This window comes from Streptomyces sp. KR80 (genome assembly GCF_052245555.1).
GTDB lineage: Bacteria > Actinomycetota > Actinomycetes > Streptomycetales > Streptomycetaceae > Streptomyces.
This window is the reverse complement of the sequence record NZ_JBQQCD010000002.1, coordinates 155,743-171,375: the sequence shown is the minus strand read 5'-3', so window position 1 is coordinate 171,375 and position 15,633 is coordinate 155,743. Positions and strand designations below refer to the sequence as shown.

The window sequence follows — 15,633 nt, the reverse complement described above, 5'->3', positions numbered from 1 at the left end:
ACGGCAGTGCGGGGGTAGTGGAGCGACCTCCACACAGAGCTCGCGCAGTCCTGAGTCGACGATCCAAGCCCGGCTCGTGACGGCGGCCGCGGAGAGCCTGGGCGAGGTGGCCGCGGGTTTCAGCGAGTAGATGCCGCCGATGGAATGCGCCGCGCATCACGTACACGACGGCCGCTATGTCGACGGCCGCCAGGGTGACGTCGACCACCGAACTGCACCCGAGTCCGCGATGGACTTCGCGCCCGTGCCCGACCGCTCCAGCACGGACCGAACAGCACTGTGCTCGAGCTCAGTGCAGAGCGTCGATGGCCTTCACGATCAGCGCACGCGCATCGGCGCCGTACACGGCCAGGGCACGCAGCTGCTCGAACGCCTTGAGGTACTCGGCCACCTCGGACGGCTGGGTGACGGTCACCCGGGCCGTCAGCAACTCCACCGCCACCATCGTGTCGTCGTAGACGTGGAACGCCTCCAGCGGCCGGATCGGGCGCTCCGGCAGGTCTGCGGGGATGACACCCAAGGACACAGCTGGCAGCGCACCCACTGTCAGGAGATGGCCGAGCTGCGCGGCCATCGCTTCCGAGTCGCCCATCCGGTAGTGCAGTGCAGCCTCTTCGACGAGCAGAACGAAGCGTCGGCCGGGCTCGTGGATGACCCGGGAGCGCTGCATGCGTGCGGCGGCGGCCGCGCCCGAGTCGTCCGGTGCACCGTGAAACGTCGCGATGGTGTGCAGCAGCGCGGCGGCATAGCCCTCGGTCTGCACCAGGCCGGGGATGATCCTCGCCGAGTAGATGCGGAACAGGCGCGTCTGCTGGAACAACTCGACGTAGGACTCCTGCAGCTGACGCAGACCGGTGCGCATCTTGCGCCGCCACTCGGTGTACATGGACTCCGCGTTGCGGGAGGCAGCAACGAGGTCCGCCGCCTCGTCGCCAGCATCGCACGCCTCGCACCAGGCCCGGATGTCGACGACCGACGGCGCCGTACGGGCGTTCTCGATGCGGGACGTCTTGGCGTAGTGCCAGCCGCATCGGTCGGCCAGCTCAACTCCCGTCAGCCCGGCGTCCTGCCGGAGCTCTTTTAGGCGTCTTCCTACAGCCTCTCGCGCGGCCTGCGCCGAGGATGACGGTGATGCGGGCATGAGCTGGCCGGTCCGGTGCTTTCTATGAGTGGATCTGGTACTCGTTGTGCGGGATCGCCCGCTCCCATACCGCCTCGAACGCGGACGTGCACAGCTTCACCGTGGCCGGATTCTGGTCGAGCGCATGCCCGACGAGGGCGCCGTCGCCGCTGAAGAACCCGAAGCGGACCAGCCTCCCGTCAAGCACCCAGAAGTCGTTGCCGGGCAGCGCGATGTCCGAGGCGAGGCGCCTGGGCAGCCAGCGGACCTGTTCACCGACGGCGAGGTTGATCGGGGTGCCGGCGTGCTCGTAGCGGATGTACTCGGTGACCGGTTCCGAGACGATGCGAGCCCGGCGCATCACGACACCGCGGGCCACAGTGCGCCGTACCGCGGTCGTCCAGTCCCTCCAGTAGTCCGAGTCCGGATCGTTGGGCCGCTCGCCGGTTTCCCGCCAGTGCTTGAAGTGGCTGTTCTCGTTGGAGACGGCGTAGGCGTCCCGCATCTCCAGGTGCACGGCGGAGTGGTGTGCTGTGTTGAGCAGCTCACCGATCGGCGGAACGTTGGAGGTCATCGCATGCCTTCCTGATGATGTTCGCCATGCGCGCGGGGATACGGATGATGGTCTCGTGCGACGGGACTCCGGGCGCGTGCCCCGGGGCGGTCCCGGCCTCCTTGTAGATGCGCGCCTCCTCGTACGGTGTCGCAGTCCAGCCCTGAAGCAGGAGCTCTTGCTTGTCGGTGTCGATCCACACGGTGGGGCTGTCCCCTTGCTCGGTGTCGGGGTCGATCCCGACGAACCGTAGTGGCATGCCTGGCCTCCTGCGTCAGTGTGTGCAGCCGTTTGCGTCACCGTCTCGCCCAGGCAGCCAGCCGTCAATAGTGCGATGGTTCCGGTAACTGCGCCAGAGAACTCGCTTGCAAACGAGTGCACATGCATGGCGGCCTGCGTTCGCCTCTCCTTACCGTCGTGAGCAGCGGCAGCCCCACTTCTCCACCGATCCACGAGCCGTGCTCGGGCTGGACGACTACTCACGGAGGCATTCGGATGAGCACCCCCGCGATGAAGACACACAAGTGCACCGAGTGCGAGCAGCTCGAGGGCAAGCGCAAGCAGGCCGAGCAAGACAGGGACTACAGCAGCGTGTCGGAGTGCAACGTCCTCATTGCGCGCTACGGCATCACACACTCGGTGCGGTCATGAACGGCGAACAGAGCCGTATCGCACGCGAGTCACCGTGGGCCGACCAGAACCCGCCGGACCACTACCCGCCAGCCGTGTACCGGCTGCCGCCCGCTCAGGAGTCAGATGTGAAGCCATGCAGGTTCCCCTGCTCCATCTGCCGTGCAAGAGGCCGACTGCCTAAGGGACGGCCAGGACCATCGTGATCGTTGGGTAAACGCCCGTATGCAGTCGCGGACCGCAATGCCCACACGTGCGCTGCCGATGTCGATCAGGTGCAGCTGGCGCACGACATTCATGTCCGCATAGTCGGAAGGGAGGGGGCGGTCAGCAGCATCCGCGCCGGTGCCTCTTCTTCGTCCTGGCCGCGTTCCAGGGGGAGATGCAACTCAATAAGCTCGCGAGGGTGTCATTTCCCGTGATGTACCAGCACCAAGCGATGATCCGCTGTCCCGGGTGCGGGGGCGGGGTTGACATGAACCGGGGCCGCGGTCAGGCGGGGCACGGCATGCAGCAGGGCGCGCTCGGCTTCCACGGCGACTTGGTGCGCCTCCCGTAGGCTCAACTCGCCGTCGACGACGACCGCTACCTCTGCGCGCAGCCGGTGGCCGATCCAGCGCAGGCGCAAGTCGCCCACTGTTCGGACGCCTGCGACCTCCTTGAGTGCATTCTCGGCGGCATTGACCAGTGTGGGATCGACGGCGTCCATGACCCGACGAAAGACTTCGCGGGCGGCGTCCCGTAGCACCAGGAGGATGGCGGCGGTGATGGCGAGTCCCACGATGGGGTCGGCGAGCTGCCAGTCCAGCGCCGCACCACCCGCCGCCAGTAGGACGGCCAGGGAGGTGAAACCGTCGGTACGGGCGTGCAGCCCGTCGGCGATCAGCGCGGCCGAGCCGATCTTGCTTCCGACGCGGATCCGGTAGCGGGCTACCCACTCGTTTCCGGCGAAGCCCACCACTGCCGCGATCGCGACCGCCGGAATGGACTCCATCGGGCGCGGGTCGAGCAGCCGTCCGACCGCGGTCCATGCGGCGAATACCGCGGATGCTGCGATGGTGAGCACGATGGCGATTCCGGCCAGGTCCTCGGCTCGCCCATACCCGTAGGTGAACCGGCGGGTGGCCGCCCGACGGCCGATCGCGAACGCCACTGCCAGTGGCAGGGCGGTCAGAACGTCGGCCATGTGGTGGACGGTGTCGCCCAGCAGCGCCACGGACCCGGACAGCGTGAAGACGATTGCCTGCGCCATGGCGGTGTCGCCCGGCAGCGCCATGGCTCCGGACACCGCGAAGATGATGGCCTGCGCCACGGCGGTGGCCCCCAGTACGGCAAGGGAGATCCACAGGGCGCGCATGCCCTCGGCGGAGGACTCCAGTGCATGGTCGATCTTGTCCGCGGACTCGTGGGAATGCGGCTTGACCGGATGCCGTAGTTGATGCACCCAGTGCGCCGTACGGCCGGCTGACGCGCTGTCGTGGTCGTGGCCGTGCTCGTGGGCTCTCTCGTGTTGACGGCCGCGCTGATGGGCGTGTCCCTGCTGGTCGCTCACGTGATCGCCTCTCGTCGTGGGGGAGTTGAGAGTGGTGCTGTGGTGGACGCCGGCTGTGTCCGTTTGCGGCGAGGGGCGTGGCCCTCGCCGGTGCGGGAACGCAGGTCGGTTCAGCAGTCGCGCAGCTCGGGGGACTGGTTGAGGATTTGCGCGCGCAGCGAGGTGAACTTCGCGTAGGACTCGCCGTCTTGTGCCTCGGGGCGGAAGGCGGCGACCCGGTGGCAGTTCATGAAGGCCAGGGATATGCCGAAGTGCCGTTCCAGGCTGCCGCGGATGGCGTTGCTGGCCAGGGCGCGTAGCAGCTGACCCCGGTCGGCCTCCGAAGGCGGCGGGGTGAGGTTGTCGACGAAATCGGCGTCACTCGCCCGGAGCTTGTCGCTCAATTCGGAGATGAGCCCGTAGGCATACGGCAGGGACTCGCGAACGGTGGCTACGAAGTCTTCCTCCCGGATGTCGTCGTGCTCCGCCTGGGCCAGGAGCTGCGGTGAAACGTCCAGCGACACGTCGCGGTTTCCTCTCGTGCGAAGGTAGGGCCGGCCCAACTGGGCGGGTGACTGTGCGTGGTGGTCGGTTCTGATCAGGCTGCGGATCGTGCGGGCTGAGAGGCGTCCGCGTTCCGGAGCGCTGTCGGGCCGTGCTCGAAGCCGGGGTCGATCTGAGCGGCCAGGTCCTGGCCGGTGGCCTTGTTGGCCCAGGCTGCGGCGTTGAATGGAACTCGACGGATCGCCGTGGTGGGCTTGTTCCGGTGGACCCGGTCGGCTGTCGCTTGGAGGCCGTACGCGTGCCGTGCCCCGCAGGTGGCAGGTCACCGCTCGACCTCGTCGTGGGGGGTCTGCGCCGGCACCGCGCGATGCGCAGGGGCGGCGCCATGTGGTGCCGCGGGAGCGGAGGAGGGCAGGGCTGCGTAACTGGTCTGAGTGGCGGTGGCGCAGAGTGTCACCGTCGTCGCGACGGTCGACAGAGGGTTGCGCAGCTTTCTGTGCGCGATTGCTAAGTGGGACACCGATGACTCCTGTGTGGGGGAGAAGTGCGTGTGGGGGTAGAGCAGCGGTGCGGCAGGGAGCCGACTGCCCTGCGTCTGGCGACAGTCGACGGCCGACCGGCATCGTGGAGCCATGTGATGCGTAACATAGTAATGTGAAATATCATTCTGGCCAAGACCATTGCGTCCCGTGCGCTGCCATGTGACCTGACCGCTGGACGTCCTGGAGGAGCGTGGGGCGTCAACAGCGCGACCTCTGTTCGTGATCAAAGGCTTTGACAAGCCTCCCTGTTCAGGGCCGAGGCCGCCGCCTGTTGTTCCCCGCCCCTTTTCCCGATCTTCAGGCGCCGGAGCCACGGGAGTCGTAGCGGTTGTTTGGGATGGTCGCGCACACGTCCGCAAGACATTGCCCCCGCCGGCCATCATCGCGCCCCAGCCGTCAGGAAGCCATGGACCACAATGCCCCCGGCAGACCCGCCCGAGGTACCGCACGCGTGCGCGCGGGCCTCGGCGTCGCTGCCGTACTCGCCGTCGCCATTCCCTCCCTGATGCCGACAGCAGCGGAGGCCGACCCCGCGAGCCCCGCGGCGACCACGCAGTGGTCGACCCAGACCCTCGCATCCGGCGTACAGGTACGCACCGGAACCATCCGGCACCCCGACGTCACGCACACCTGGACGGTCGCCGTTCCGTCCCCGGGCGTCAGCCGGCTGACCGGCGCCGCGACCTGGTCCGAGGTCGGCACCCAGAGCTGGGCCGATACCACGGCGCAGAAACTGCGCGACGCGGGTTTCCGGCCGCGCGTGGAGAGCGTCAGGTGGCCTGACTACTCCGACACCCCGCACGGGGTGATGGGGCTTCGGGTACGGGTCGGCTTCTTCTCCACCCAGGCCGCGGCCCAGTCCGCGGCGGCGGCGATCACCTCGGCCGGGTTCCGCACCTCAGTCGCCTGGACCGGGTACGACGTCCAGCAGCCGGCCGACCGGGAGAACGTGCATGTCGCGGTGATCGACCCGCGCGTCTTCAACGGAAGCGCCGAGGGCACCCACGACGGCAATGTGGCGCAGCGTGAGACCACTTCGTCGGTCGCCGCCCAGCTGAACTCGCTGGTCGCCGTCAACGGTGGCTTCTTTGTGACCTCTGACGCCGACGGCGTACAGGGCACCATGTCCGGCCTGGGCGCCGACGACGGTCAGTTGGGGTCGATGGCGGTCGGCTCGCGGGCTGCGCTGATCCTCGGTGACGGCGGCCGCCACATCCGTGTGGCCGATCTGACCACCACCGTGACCGCCCGGGCCGGGAACTCCTTGTACCGGATCCAGGGCATCAACCGGGTGCCGGGACTGGTGCGCGACTGCGGCCGTCCCGGCGCCACGCCCAGTGACCTGCCGTGGCAGGACGTCACCTGTCGACTGGCCGACGATCTGGTCCAGTTCACCCCCGAGTTCGGCGCCGACCTGCCCACCGGACCCGGTGTCCAGGCGGTGCTGGACGCGTCCGGCCGGGTGATCTCGGTCGGTGCGCGCGGCGGGCGGCGGGTACCGGCGGGCGGGCGCATCTTGCAGGGCATCGGCCGTGCTGCCGACTGGCTGACCGCGAACGCCGAGTCCGGCAGCCGCATCCGTATCGACGAGGTCATCCGCGACACCAGCGGCCGGCGCGTCGAACTCGATGGTGACGACTCCATCGTGAGTGCCGCCCCCACTCTGGTGAAGGACGGCCGCATCGACATCGACGCGGCCGCCGAGGGCGTGGTCGACCCGCAGGACCTGTCCTTCGGATACGCCTGGGCCAACGCCCGCCAGCCGCGCACCATGGCGGGTGTCGACGGGAAGGGCCGGCTGATCCTGGCCACGGTCGACGGGCGGCAGACCGGTGGCAGCGAGGGCTTCACCCTCTACGAGGCTGCCGAGTTCATGCGCTCGCTCGGCGCCGTGCAGGCGCTGAATCTCGATGGCGGCGGCTCCACCGCGATGGCCGTCCGCGGCACCCTGGTCAACAACCCCTCGGACGCGACCGGTGAACGCGCAGTCGGGGACACGGTGCAGGTGCTTCCAGCACGCGTCAACTGACAACGGCCACCGCATACCTCCGTATCGCGCTCCGGTATCGCCTGGGCGCGGTACGGCTGTACGGGTGGGGCTCCTCACCCGTCGCCGCTCTCGGCGGGTGCGAGGCCCGCCGGGCGAAGCTCCCCAGTTGGTCTCGAACGGGGTACTTAGCTTGACCCCCGTCCCAACGGGGCTTCGCCCGCCTCCAGATCGTCCACGCCCCTGCGGAGCGTGATCTTCGCTGACCGTGTCTGCCCGGGCCACTGCGCGCGGATCCCGCCGTGCCCCAGAAATCCGCGCCTCCGCCCCCATCAGCAGCCTCCGGTGCCGCTCGTCCAGGTGCGGGAACAACACCTCGAACTTCACTGCAAGCGGCCGCCCCCTTCACGGGCACGTACCGCTGGCCGTCCCACACCGAGACCTCGACGGACGTGGGCAGAGTGTGGGTCGCGTCGACGGTGCACGGACCCGCTGCCCACGTTCAACGGAGCCCGCCCCCGGACGGCCCGAGTAACTGGCGTCCGCCACATGGTAGTTCGGGCAGCCAGGGCCCGGGTCGCTTGAAGACGGCGGTCGGGTGGTCGACGTGGAGCGCGCAGTAGTGGTGCACACGGTTTGTGATGGCCGTACGCACTACCTGGGAGCGCGCGGTCACCGTCGAAGTCCCGGGCTTGGTGCCGGAGCGGACGACGGCAAGAGCCTTCCCATGGAAGGCGGTCCGGGTGCTCGCCTGGTAGCGCTCGGCGCTGTCCTGCCGTCCGTTGTCGACACCGGCCAGAGAACCGTCGTTGACCTCGAAGGCGATCAGGTGCTCGGCGTCGGGTACGACCACGCCTTGGGAGTCGACCGCCTCCGCGGTCACGAAGCAGAGCGAACGCCCGTCAGCAGGCAGCGAAGAACCGGTCGGCGAAGGCCTCCCATTGGGCGAAGTAGTCGATGCCGGGGTCGCGCAGCCAGTTGAGTTGCAGGCCGTCGAGGAAGGCGAGCAGTTCCACCGCAGCCAGGCCGGGCCGGGGGTGCCAGGCCAGCAGGTAGTGCTCGAGTGCGTCGCGGCTTCCGCGGAGCCGGGTGTGGAAAAAGGTGTGGGCGGGATGGGCGGGGTCGAGGGCTTCGGCGGCCAGCACGGTGTAGAGCTGTACGAGAGAGCGCTGGGAGTGGTTACGCCGGACGAGGCCGGTCAGGGCGGCACGGGCGGCGGCCGGATCGGGCGTCGGCTGCAGGTGGCCGATGACGGTGGTGAGGTCGAGCTCGTCGCGGCGTTGCAGGATCGCGATGAGCAGGTCCTCGCGCGAGCGAAAGTGATGCAGCAGCCCAGCCTTGGTCATGCCGCAGGTCTTGGCGAACGCCTCCAGGGTGACGCCCTTGAACCCCTGGGCGGCGATCAGCTCGGTGGCCGCATGCAGGATCTCCTCGTGGCGTTCGGCGAGCGGCAGCCGCCGGCGTCGTCCAGGGGCAGGGGCCATACGTTTCGTGTTCCTTGAGGACCGGGGGCTGTATTCGATCACGTTACCAATCTATCCTTATCTACTATTTGGTAGATAGCCGTGTTGTGCCTGTTCAGAAGGTGGTACTCATGTCGACGGCCTCCCATCCGACCGCCTTCTCAGCCGCCGTGGCCGCCGTACGCGCCAGCCGGCACGCAGACGCGGCAGCCGAGAAGCTGCTGGCACAGCTGACCCGCAAGGAACGCTTGGCGCTGCTGGACGGGGATCTGCCGTTCTGGCAGGGGCTGGCCGACATGATGACCAACGGCTACAACCGCGCCCCCCTCCCGATGGGCCGGATCGACCGGCTCGGCATCCCCGGCCTGCTGTTCTCCGACGGACCGCGCGGGGTGGTGATGGGGCACTCGACCGCCTTCCCGGTCTCCATGGCCCGCGGCGCCACCTGGGACGTGCAGTTGGAGGAGCGCGTCGGTGTCGCGATCGGGCTGGAGGTGCGCGCCCAGGGCGGCAACTTCTTCGGCGGCGTGTGCATCAACCTGCCCCGCCACCCCGCCTGGGGACGGGTGCAGGAGACCTACGGCGAGGACCCGATCCTGCTCGGCGAGTTCGGCGCGGCGCTGACCCGCGGGGTGCAGCGCAACGCGATGGCCGTCGCCAAGCACTACGCGCTCAACTCCATGGAGAACGCCCGCTTCACCGTCGACGTCACCGCTGATGAGGCCGCCCTGCACGAGGTGTACCTGGCGCACTTCCGCCGGGTGGTGAACGAGGGCGTGGCGGGCATCATGACCGCCTACAACTCCGTCAACGGCGACTGGGCCGGACAGAACGAACACCTCATGGAGGGCATCCTGCGCCGGATGTGGGGCTTCGACGGCGTCACCGTCTCCGACTTCCTGTTCGGCCTGCGCGACGCCGCCGCCTCGCTGCGCGCAGGGCTGGATGTGGAGGAGCCCTTTCGTCAGCAGCGCGCCCAGCACTTGCCCGCCGACCTGGAAGAAGGCCGGGCCTGCTGGGACGACGTCGATCGGGCGGCTCGCCGCATCCTGCGCACCCAGCTGCGCCACTACGCCACCCGCGAGCAGGCCGAGCCGCCGATTGAGGTGGTGTTCAGCGCCGAGCACCGCGCGCTGGCCCGCGAGGTCGCCGCCCGCGGCATGGTCCTGCTCAAGAACGATCCGGTCGGCGAGGTTCCCCTGCTGCCGCTGCGGCGCGACCGCCTCGCCTCCCTCGCGGTGATCGGCCGCCTGGCCGACCTGGCCAACACCGGCGACCACGGTTCCTCCGATGTGCGCGCCCCCGAAGTGATCACAGCGCTGCAGGGAATGACCGAAGCGCTCCCGCACACCCGGATCACCCACGTGGCCGACGACGACCCTGCCGCGGCCGCCGCCGCGGCCGCCCAGGCCGACGTCGCCATCGTCGTCGCCGGCTACACCGCCGCCGACGAGGGCGAGTACCTCGGCAGCGGCACGCTGGCCGACCCCGCCCTGCTGCAGTTGTTCCCGCCCGCCGGCGACGACCCGGTCGGGCAGCAGTTCGCCGCCGTCACGGCCAACCCCGGAGACATCCCGGTGAACGCCGTCGTGGGTGCGAGCAGCGGCGGCGACCGCGCCAGCCTGCGGCTGCGGCCCATCGACGCGGACATCATCCGCTCCGTCGCCGTGGCCAACCCCCGCACCCTCGTGGCGATCGTGACCGCCGGGGCCGTCATCACCGAGGAATGGCGCCAGGCCGTACCCGCCGTACTGCTGGCCTGGTACTCCGGCTGCGAGGGCGGCCGGGCCCTGGCCGACGTGCTGCTCGGCGACGCGGATGCCGCCGGACGGCTGCCGTATGCCATCCCCACCTCGGAGGAGCATCTGCCGCCCTTCGACCGCGACGCCACCGCCATCACCTACGACAAGTGGTTCGGCCAGCGGCTGCTGGAGCGCGACGGCCACGTCCCCGCCTTCCCCTTGGGGTTCGGGCTGTCCTACACCAGCTTCACCCTCTCCGACCTGACCTTCGGCGCCCCCGACGGCGATGCCTTCACCGCCACCGTGACCGTGACCAACACCGGCCCTCGTGACGGGCGGCACGTCGTGCAGCTGTATGGACGGCCGACCGGCATCGACGCCGCCGCTGATGACTTCCCCGCCCGGGTACTGCTCGGCTTCGCCGCCGTCGAGCTCCCCGCCGGTGCCTCGGCTCAGGTCATGGTGCCCGCCTCGATCCGGCCGTTGCAGCGATGGACGCCCGACGGCTTCGTCCTCGCCGCCCCGACGGCCGTGATCGAGGCCGCCTCGCACGCCGCTGACCCCCACGGCATCACCGCTCCCACCGAGCTCCAGCTCACCTGACCCCTACGAGATCACCCTCACTGGTTCCGTCCACCGCACGACGGCCCCGGCCCCCGGCGACCGGCACGTGCTGGACGTGCGGGGGCAAACCCGACAACACGACCCCGTCCTGGCCTCCCACGGCGGGGCGCATGCCGCCACCCCCGACAAAGCAACAGCACAACGAAAGCAGAGATCATGACACGGGACGTCATAGCGATCATCGGCGTGGGCGGCATGGGGCAGGTCATCGCCCGCCGTATGGGCTCCGGCACCCACCTGCCGGGTGAGCGCGTCGAGCCGCACCCCGGGGGGTGCGGCGCCGGCCCTCTGTTACGGCACTACCGCTGCTCCGCCGCCGCGAGCGCGTCGAGCTGACGGTCGTGCACGCGGCTCAGCAGCAGCACTGAGACAGTCGCCCCGATCAGCGCGCAGAACATGTCCCACTGGGTGTCCCACACATCGCCCTGGGTGGCCAGGAAGTCGTCGGCAGCGTGTCCGCCGATCATCGCAGCCGCCCACTCGAACATCTCGAAGACCGCGCTGAAGGCGAGGCAGGCGCACACGGTCAGCGGCGCCAGCCAGCGACTGCCGCGCAGCGGTGAGGTCCGGCTGAGCAGCTCCCGCACCAGGACGGCGGGCGCGAAGCCCTGCATGAGGTGTCCGAACCGGTCGTAGGGATTGCGATCGAGTCCGAGCCCGTCCCGCACCCAGTCGCCCAACGGGACCTGCGCATACGTGTAGTGGCCGCCCACGGCGAGCACCAGCGCGTGCGCCGCGAGCAGACAGCACAGCAGATTCGTGAGCGGGAACCGCCGTCGGCTCAGCACGACCAACGGCAGCCCGACCAGCACCCACACGGTCTCCAGCAGCCACGTCGTCGGGTCGTGCGGGTGCCAGGCGGAGAGCGCCATACCCGCGACGACGACCACGACGAGTGCGGTCGGCAGCGGCCGCCGCCGTACGCGTTTCTCGGATACCGGGTGACGAGTGAGCGAGGCGCGGAGGGGCTCGGGCATGGGTGGGCTCCTTGGTCCAGGAGGCCTCATCGTGCTGGAGCGCGGTGTCGGGGAGCAATGAGTACGGCTACTCAGGTCGGAGCCGCGTAGGTGTGGGTGCCCAGAGGGCTACGCGCATGCTCGTAGCTCTCCACGTGGTCACGAGCATGTTCGTGCCTTTGTGTTTGTGAAGATTGCTGCGCGCCGAGCTGTGTCGGTGCGGGCACCAAGCCGGGGATACCGTCGTGTCGACAGAGCGCACGGACGTCGGTGCGCCCCTTGCCCCAGCGTTGGCTCACACGCCACCCAGCGGGTCCCCGAGGCGCCGCCGCCCCGCTCTCCCGGCTCAGCGCGCCATTCGCATGAAACGGACTTCGTGCCATGCATCCCACCGTGGGTCCGGTCCGTTCCAGTGGAATCTCTGGCGGCCACGAGAAGGTCGACTGGTCATGGGCAGCGCAGCAGCAGGGTCACGACCTGGTGATGCGCACGGTGTCCCCGGACCGGCTGCCTGCGAGCACGTCGATTCGGACACCGGTGGCCGGGTCGGTGAAGGATTGACCCTTGCCGTATGCGCCCACGTCCAGGGGGCCGCAGCCCGCCGGGGGAGTGGTGGCCGGGGTGGCCGGCATGACTCTGATCGGGCCGTCTCCGGTCTGAGTGGCGGAGTCGACCTTGTAGATCAGTACGCCCGTCGAGCAGGGATGGGGGTCGTTGCCGCGGGCCCGGCGGGATTCGGCCACGTAGGCCGTGGTCTCGCCGGTGCGGATCACGGCGATCTTGGTGCCGCCGGGCCGCTCCACCGGGGTCAGCCGGACTGTTCGCCGGCCGGGTTCGGCGAGGCAGGCGACCTGGCGGTCCCGGGTCCAGCCGAGCTTCCAGGAGTGCCAGCCGAGGTACTGCGGGGCATGGCCCGCGATGTTCCCCATGACGTCCCAGCCGCCCACGTACCGGTGGGTCTCACCGGTGAAGGCGTAGAGATCGGGGAGGCCGAAGGTGTGGCCGGTCTCGTGGGCGGCGACCTTGTGTCCCCAGCGCCATAGGTCCTGGCCGAAGGTGACGCCCCATTTGATGCGGGTGCCGTCGGCGGTGACGCCGGACGTGGCCGGGTCGTAGAGATAGGTGGGGGAGAAAGAGATGGCCTTCGCGGCCTTCGTGGGGATGACGTAGACCATGTCGTAGCGGGAGAAGTCGGCGTGCGGGTCGGCGGCCGTGATGGCGTCGCGGACGTACCGCTCGTGCGCCTCGAAGGTGAGGCCGCGTTCAAAGCCGTACGAGGTCGAGTCCGCCGGCATACGGATCCAGCGGTGCACTGGGGTGATGTTCAGTCGCGCGCGGCCGTAGGAGGCCCGGCGTATCCAGTCGGCGGCGGGGGCGAGGTGGGCGGCGTAGGGCTTGGTGGAGTCGGTGGCCGGGGCGTCGGGGAAGTCCACGAACAGGGTCAGGACGCGCAGTGTGCCAGTGGAGCGCTGGAATTGAGTCCGGTCGGTGTCATGGCCCTCGTCGGTCCAGCCCGTTCTGCCGGGGAGGGCGCAGGCGGCGGCGGGGGACGGCTGGTTGGGGTTCGCATGCGCCGCGGTGGTGGGGACGGCGGCGAGGCATGCGGTCATGAGGGACGCCGTGAGGGGGCGCAGGCGGCTCGGGATGGTGGACATGGCTACCCCTTCGGATTGGGAATTCATCGGTGGGTGTTCGTCGGTACGGGTACGTGGTCGGGTGTGAGGTTCGTGGACGGGTGGAGCGTCACGGGTTACGCGCGGCCTGCCGCCAGGTCCATCAGGCGGGACAGCACCTGCCCGCCCGAGGCGGTGATCCCGTCGTGCTCCCACTCGTTGGTGATCCAGGTCCGTACGGCGCCGACGTCCTGTGCGGTGCGCAGGGAGAGCCCGGCGTCCACGTACATGTCGTCGTGGTAGACGACCGCTGCGAGAGGCACTTGGTTGGCGGCCAGGCGGTGGGGGTCGTACAGCCGGGGCCAGTTGGTCCACTCGGCCAGCAGGTCAGCGGCCTCGGCGAAGGGTCGCAGCCCCGCTATGTCGTGGAACATCCAGGGATAGATCATTTCGCCGGTGAGTATCAGGGGGTCCGCGTCTTCGGCGAACTCGGGGAAGCCGACCAGGGCCCGGGCTGCAGCCCAGCCCGTGGGCTTGTTGCCCTGGCCGTAGAGGCTCTCCTGCATGACGGCGAACAGCGGGTTGTCCGTGAAGCCGGTCAGGCCCATCACCTGGTACAGGAAGGTGTCGGTCAACTCGCCCTGCCCGTCGAGAGCTTCGTCGAGCAACCAGTGCACCCGCTCGAAGCCGTCGCCCATGCCGAGCGCGAGGCCGAGCGTACGCAGTCGGCGCGTGGTCAGCCGGTCTCCGTTGGGCAGCCGGACGTCGGTGGTCGCAAGGAGGTCGGCGATGTGGCGCAGGAGGGGAGCGTCGCCCGGGTATCGGTCGTAGTACTCCAGGACGCGATCCGCCAGGCGGGGGTAGACGCGGGCATACACGTCGTCGGCGGTCGCGATGAGACCGGGCAGGCCGCCCGCGACGTAGCACGCCCGCAGCCCCCAAGGGGCCTGAGAGAGATAGGTGAGCGTGATGAAGCCGCCGTAGCTCTGGCCGAGCGTCTCCCAGGGCTCGTCGCCGCACAGCTCCCGGCGGATCAGCTCGGCATCCGCGACGATCGAGTTCGCCCGGAAGTGGGTGAGGTACGCGGCGAGTTGGGCGGCGGTCGCGAAGCGGGCGGCCGTGCGGGCGGTGACCGGGGTGGAACGGCCGGTGCCGCGTTGGTCGAGCAGCAGCACCCGGTGGGTCTCCAGCGCGCACGGCAACCACCCGGGGGAACCGGATGACGGGCGGGGCGACTTGCCGCCCGGCCCGCCCTGCAGATAGAGCAGCCATGGCAGCGCCTCGCTCGCCCGCGCGGGGTCGACGACCTCGCGGGCGAACACCTGGATGCGGGGCCCGCTTGGCGCGGCGTGGTCCAGAGGCACGTCGAAGACGTGGTCGGTGGTGGCGTATGCGGGGTTCATGCACTTCCCTTCGTGACGGACGCTGGGTGGGGCTGCCGCACCGCCACAAAAGCCATGTGATGTGTGACGTTGTACAGTTTCCGCCACCCGGGCCTTCAGGGGCAGCTCTCAAGGGGTCATAACCCCGCGTTATGTGGGGGTGCGTGCCGGCAGGCGGTTCGCCCCTGACGCTGCTGAGTGGAGCGCCTGGGGGCGGCTGGCTGCGGTCAGGGTCAGCTGGGCGTGCTCAGCGGGTGGCGCTCAGCTTCCTCTTGGGGCTCGGGGTCTTCTTGGCCCTGGGCTGCTCCTCTTCCCTGCCCTTCGCCCAGAGCGAGCGCACATGCCCGAGGTGCCGCGCCGTGCACTTCTCGGCGCCCTTGGCGTCGCCGGCCAGCATGAGCTCGAGGAGTTCGAGGTGTTCCTCCGCCGAGGGGATCAGCTGGTCGCGCTCGTCCAGAGCGGTCAGCCCGTACAGGCGCGAACGCTTGCGCAGATCGCCGACCGTCTCGACGAGCCGCTCGTTGCCGGAGAGCGCGAGCAGGGAGAGGTGGAACTGACGGTCGGCCTCGAGGTAGCCGATGAGGTCGTGCTCGCGCGCGGCGCGCACGATCTCCTCGGCCACCGGGCGCAGCGCTTCGAGGTCCTCGCGTGCCGCGGTGCGGGTGATCCGGCCGACCATGGGGACCTCGATCAGCGTGCGGATCTCGGTGTACTGGTCGAGGTCGCGCTCATTGACCTCGGTGACCCGGAAGCCCTTGTTGCGGACCGGCTCGACCAGGCCCTCGCGCGCCAGGTCGAGCATCGCCTCGCGCACCGGAGTGGCCGAGATGCCGAAGTCCTCCGCGAGGCCGGGCGCCGAATAGACCTCGCCGGGGCGGAGTTCGCCGGAGATCAGTGCCGCCCGCAGGGCGTGGGCGACCTGGTCGCGCAGCCGCTCCCTGGCGGTGACGAGGTTGCGCTGCTTCAGGTGCGCCATGGTGTTCCCT

General features: G+C 69.5%; 15 protein-coding genes and 2 pseudogenes. 4 read left to right on the top strand and 13 right to left on the bottom strand.

Going from position 1 to position 15,633, the window contains the following annotated elements:
• Nucleotides 1–289 precede the first annotated feature (289 nt).
• From ACTWQI_RS03770 to ACTWQI_RS03760, 3 genes are read right to left on the bottom strand one after another with little or no spacing between them, the layout of a single operon-like run.
• The gene (locus ACTWQI_RS03770; RefSeq protein ID WP_443267394.1) at nt 290–1,141 is read right to left on the bottom strand and encodes a helix-turn-helix domain-containing protein; all 852 of its coding nucleotides are present in this window, start codon (nt 1,139–1,141) and stop codon (nt 290–292) included.
• Nucleotides 1,142–1,163: 22 nt separating this feature from the next.
• Entirely contained in the window at nt 1,164–1,694 is a 531-nt protein-coding gene (locus tag ACTWQI_RS03765) for a DUF6879 family protein (RefSeq protein WP_443267393.1), read from the bottom strand.
• Nucleotides 1,666–1,932: a hypothetical protein gene (locus tag ACTWQI_RS03760; RefSeq protein WP_443267392.1), complete on the bottom strand. Its 267-nt coding sequence runs from the start codon at nt 1,930–1,932 to the stop codon at nt 1,666–1,668. Before ACTWQI_RS03760 ends, ACTWQI_RS03765 begins: the two co-directional genes overlap by 29 nt.
• Before the next feature lie 236 nt (nt 1,933–2,168).
• Here ACTWQI_RS03760 and ACTWQI_RS03755 point away from each other — a divergent pair, with 236 nt between their 5' ends.
• Complete coding sequence (locus tag ACTWQI_RS03755; RefSeq protein ID WP_443267390.1) at nt 2,169–2,324, top strand: hypothetical protein; 156 nt, start codon at nt 2,169–2,171, stop codon at nt 2,322–2,324.
• A gap of 388 nt (nt 2,325–2,712) precedes the next feature.
• Here ACTWQI_RS03755 and ACTWQI_RS03750 read toward each other — a convergent pair whose 3' ends face one another.
• The 3 genes from ACTWQI_RS03750 to ACTWQI_RS03740 form a co-directional block, all read right to left on the bottom strand.
• Nucleotides 2,713–3,855: a cation diffusion facilitator family transporter gene (locus tag ACTWQI_RS03750; RefSeq protein ID WP_443267389.1), complete on the bottom strand. Its 1,143-nt coding sequence runs from the start codon at nt 3,853–3,855 to the stop codon at nt 2,713–2,715.
• A 110-nt stretch (nt 3,856–3,965) separates the two neighbouring features.
• Entirely contained in the window at nt 3,966–4,358 is a 393-nt protein-coding gene (locus ACTWQI_RS03745) for an SCO5389 family protein (protein WP_443267387.1), read from the bottom strand.
• A 302-nt stretch (nt 4,359–4,660) separates the two neighbouring features.
• On the bottom strand, nt 4,661–4,858 hold the full coding sequence (locus ACTWQI_RS03740; protein WP_443267386.1) for a hypothetical protein: 198 nt from the start codon (nt 4,856–4,858) through the stop codon (nt 4,661–4,663).
• A 473-nt stretch (nt 4,859–5,331) separates the two neighbouring features.
• Here ACTWQI_RS03740 and ACTWQI_RS03735 point away from each other — a divergent pair, with 473 nt between their 5' ends.
• Nucleotides 5,332–6,909 (top strand): phosphodiester glycosidase family protein, encoded by a 1,578-nt coding sequence (locus ACTWQI_RS03735; protein WP_443267384.1) that lies wholly within the window; start codon nt 5,332–5,334, stop codon nt 6,907–6,909.
• Between the two features lie 158 nt (nt 6,910–7,067).
• Here the strand turns inward: ACTWQI_RS03735 and ACTWQI_RS03730 are convergent.
• From ACTWQI_RS03730 to ACTWQI_RS03720, 3 genes and pseudogenes are all read right to left on the bottom strand, one after another.
• Nucleotides 7,068–7,254, bottom strand: a pseudogene (locus tag ACTWQI_RS03730) (ISAzo13 family transposase); the annotation flags it as partial.
• A gap of 10 nt (nt 7,255–7,264) precedes the next feature.
• Nucleotides 7,265–7,783, bottom strand: a pseudogene (locus ACTWQI_RS03725) (glycoside hydrolase family 2 TIM barrel-domain containing protein); the annotation flags it as partial.
• Nucleotides 7,770–8,351 carry a TetR/AcrR family transcriptional regulator gene (locus tag ACTWQI_RS03720; protein ID WP_443267382.1) on the bottom strand — a complete coding sequence of 194 codons (582 nt, stop codon included), beginning with the start codon at nt 8,349–8,351 and terminating at the stop codon, nt 7,770–7,772. The gene ACTWQI_RS03720 and the pseudogene ACTWQI_RS03725, both read right to left, overlap by 14 nt.
• A 110-nt stretch (nt 8,352–8,461) precedes the next feature.
• On the opposite strand from ACTWQI_RS03720, the gene ACTWQI_RS03715 reads away from it, so the two are divergent.
• Complete coding sequence (locus ACTWQI_RS03715; RefSeq protein ID WP_443267381.1) at nt 8,462–10,675, top strand: glycoside hydrolase family 3 C-terminal domain-containing protein; 2,214 nt, start codon at nt 8,462–8,464, stop codon at nt 10,673–10,675.
• Nucleotides 10,676–10,852: 177 nt separating this feature from the next.
• Entirely contained in the window at nt 10,853–11,032 is a 180-nt protein-coding gene (locus ACTWQI_RS03710) for a hypothetical protein (protein WP_443267379.1), read from the top strand.
• Here the strand turns inward: ACTWQI_RS03710 and ACTWQI_RS03705 are convergent.
• From ACTWQI_RS03705 to ACTWQI_RS03690, 4 genes are all read right to left on the bottom strand, one after another.
• Nucleotides 10,996–11,673 carry a DUF2238 domain-containing protein gene (locus ACTWQI_RS03705; RefSeq protein ID WP_443267376.1) on the bottom strand — a complete coding sequence of 226 codons (678 nt, stop codon included), beginning with the start codon at nt 11,671–11,673 and terminating at the stop codon, nt 10,996–10,998. The two genes, ACTWQI_RS03710 and ACTWQI_RS03705, sit on opposite strands and share 37 nt — an antisense overlap.
• 449 nt (nt 11,674–12,122) lie before the next feature.
• Nucleotides 12,123–13,307, bottom strand: coding sequence for a M6 family metalloprotease domain-containing protein (locus ACTWQI_RS03700; RefSeq protein WP_443267375.1), 1,185 nt, complete (start codon nt 13,305–13,307; stop codon nt 12,123–12,125).
• A gap of 95 nt (nt 13,308–13,402) precedes the next feature.
• Nucleotides 13,403–14,668: an alpha/beta fold hydrolase gene (locus ACTWQI_RS03695; protein ID WP_443267374.1), complete on the bottom strand. Its 1,266-nt coding sequence runs from the start codon at nt 14,666–14,668 to the stop codon at nt 13,403–13,405.
• Nucleotides 14,669–14,894: 226 nt separating this feature from the next.
• Nucleotides 14,895–15,623, bottom strand: a complete 729-nt coding sequence (locus tag ACTWQI_RS03690) for a GntR family transcriptional regulator (protein WP_443267372.1) — start codon at nt 15,621–15,623, stop codon at nt 14,895–14,897.
• Between the last annotated feature and the right edge of the window lie 10 nt (nt 15,624–15,633).